This is a genomic window from Larkinella sp. C7 (genome assembly GCF_006149005.1).
Lineage (GTDB): Bacteria > Bacteroidota > Bacteroidia > Cytophagales > Spirosomataceae > Larkinella.
In genome coordinates this window covers 1-482 of the sequence record NZ_VBSL01000143.1, presented here as the reverse complement: position 1 = coordinate 482, position 482 = coordinate 1, and the positions used below count along the sequence as shown (strand labels likewise).

General features: G+C 46.3%; 1 protein-coding gene. It reads right to left on the bottom strand.

Going from position 1 to position 482, the window contains the following annotated elements; genetic code table 11:
- Positions 1-482: PhzF family phenazine biosynthesis protein (locus tag FH871_RS34805; RefSeq protein ID WP_138995341.1), on the bottom strand; the 482-nt coding region annotated here is incomplete at both ends.

Below are 482 nucleotides of genomic sequence, written 5' to 3'. Positions count from 1 at the left end.
AATCAGGCCTTAGCTCACGCACATCTTTTTCTGATGGCAGCAAACAGACTAAATCCCTCGCCAGCCAGGCCTCTTGAGGGCGAACACCCAAAACCGCTTCCATCTCGTCTGTCACAGCAATTTTCTTCAAAGGATAGGCCGGAAAGGTCATTTCATAGAGGTCGCCTTTTCTGGCTACATCAAGTTGACCACTCAGGGTTTGAAAACTAACCTCTTCAACATCCTTTTCATAGTAATTCAAAAGGACGAAGGCTGTTGCCAGAGTGGCATGGCCGCAGAGATCAATTTCTCCACCTGGAGTAAACCAGCGCAGCTGATAGCCTGCCTCCTCTTTGACAACAAAGGCTGTTTCTGACAGACGATTTTCTTTGGCAATGTCTTGCATGAGCCCTTCAGATAGCCAATCCTCCAAGACACAGACTGCAGCAGGATTACCATGTAAGATTTCATCTGTAAAAGCATCAACAACATACTGTTTTATC